The organism is Amycolatopsis sp. NPDC003861 (genome assembly GCF_053605405.1).
In genome coordinates, this window is the sequence record NZ_JBSGJD010000500.1 from 1 (window position 1) to 1,831 (window position 1,831).

1 protein-coding gene is annotated in these 1,831 nt (G+C 66.6%); it reads right to left on the reverse strand.

Annotation, left to right across the window (positions count from 1 at the left end):
- Positions 1–141: 141 nt before the first annotated feature.
- Positions 142–1,831, reverse strand: a 1,690-nt coding sequence (locus ACWEVN_RS47760; RefSeq protein ID WP_452055696.1) for a ribonucleoside-diphosphate reductase subunit alpha, incomplete at its 5' end; no start/stop codon positions are given.

Below are 1,831 nucleotides of genomic sequence, written 5' to 3' on the forward strand. Positions count from 1 at the left end.
CACTCTCACCATACACCCCCTTCTTCCTTTCTGTTTCCTTTTTCCCCAGTTTGTAATTCACAAACACTTCGGGTGGGGGGGTTGTTTTTGTTTAATTAGGGTTAGAACCCTAATTACCACTCACGACAAGCCGCGGGAGGCTTACTGGCAGGCTTCGCAGTCGGGGTCGTCGATGCGGCAGGCGGCGCCTTCGGTGGCCACGAAGTCGACGTCCGGCTCCGGCTTGGGCGACGGAGAAGGCGACGGGGTCGGCGCCGGGGCCGGGGCCGGGGCGGGAGCCGGAGCGGCCGCGGCCGGGGCCGGGGTGGCCGAGACGGCGTTCAGCTTGCCGTCGGTGCCGCGCAGGGTGCTCTTCTCCACGTGCGTCGCGGACTGCGCCCGCAGGTAGTACGTGGTCTTGAGGCCCTTGTGCCACGCGTAGCGGTACAGCTGGTCGAGCTTGCGGCCGCTCGGCGCCGCGATGTACAGGTTCAGCGACTGCGCCTGGTCGATCCACTTCTGGCGCCGCGAACCCGCGTCCACCAGCCACTTCGACTCGATCTCGAACGCCGTCGCGTACAGCGCCTTCAGGTCGTCCGGCACGCGGTCGATCTGGCCGAGGCTGCCGTCGAAGTACTTCAGGTCGCTGACCATGACCTCGTCCCACAGCCCGCGCGCCTTGAGCGAACGGACCAGGTGCGGGTTCACCACGGTGAAGTCGCCGGACATGTTCGACTTGACGTACAGGTTCTGGAACAGCGGCTCGATCGACTGGCCGACCCCGCAGATGTTGGAGATCGTCGCGGTCGGCGCGATCGCCATCACGTTGGAGTTGCGCATGCCGACGGTCTTGACCCGCTCGCGCAGCGGCGCCCAGTCCAGCGTCGTGGACAGGTCGACGTCGAGGTTGTCACCCTGGCGCGCGTCGATGAGCAGCTGCATCGAGTCGATCGGCAGGATGCCCTTGCTCCACAGCGAACCCTCGAACGACTGGTACTGACCGCGCTCCTCGGCGAGGTCGGTCGACGCCGAGATCGCGTAGTAGGAGATGTGCTCCATGCTCGTGTCGGCGAACTGCACGGCGGCTTCCGACGACAGCGGCAGGCCCAGCTCGAACAGCGCGTCCTGGAAGCCCATCAGCCCCAGCCCGACCGGGCGGTGGCGCAGGTTGGAGCGGCGCGCCTCCGGGATCGTGTAGAAGTTGATGTCGATCACGTTGTCCAGCATGCGGACGGCGGTGCGCACGGTCTTCTCGAGGCGCTTCGTGTCGAGGCCCTCGGGGGTCACGTGCTTGAGCAGGTTGACCGAGCCGAGGTTGCAGACCGCGACCTCTTCGCTGTTGGTGTTCAGCGTGATCTCGGTGCACAGGTTGGACGAGTGCACGACGCCGACGTGCTGCTGCGGCGAGCGCAGGTTGCACGGGTCCTTGAAGGTGATCCACGGGTGGCCGGTCTCGAACAGCATGGTCAGCATGCGGCGCCACAGGTCCACCGCGCGGACGCGCCGGAACACCTTGATCTCGCCGCGCTCGGCGGCGGCCTCGTACTCGCGGTAGCGCCGGGAGAACTCGTTGCCGTAGAGGTCGTGCAGGTCCGGGGTCTCGTTCGGCGAGAACAGCGTCCACTGCGCGTCGGCCTCGACGCGGCGGAGGAACTCGTCCGGCACCCAGTTCGCGGTGTTCATGTCGTGGGTGCGGCGGCGGTCGTCACCGGTGTTCTTGCGCAGGTCGAGGAATTCCTCGATGTCGACGTGCCACGTCTCGAGGTACGCGCACGCCGCGCCCTTGCGCTTGCCGCCCTGGTTGACCGCGACGGCGGTGTCGTTGGCGATCTTGAGGAACGGCACGACACCC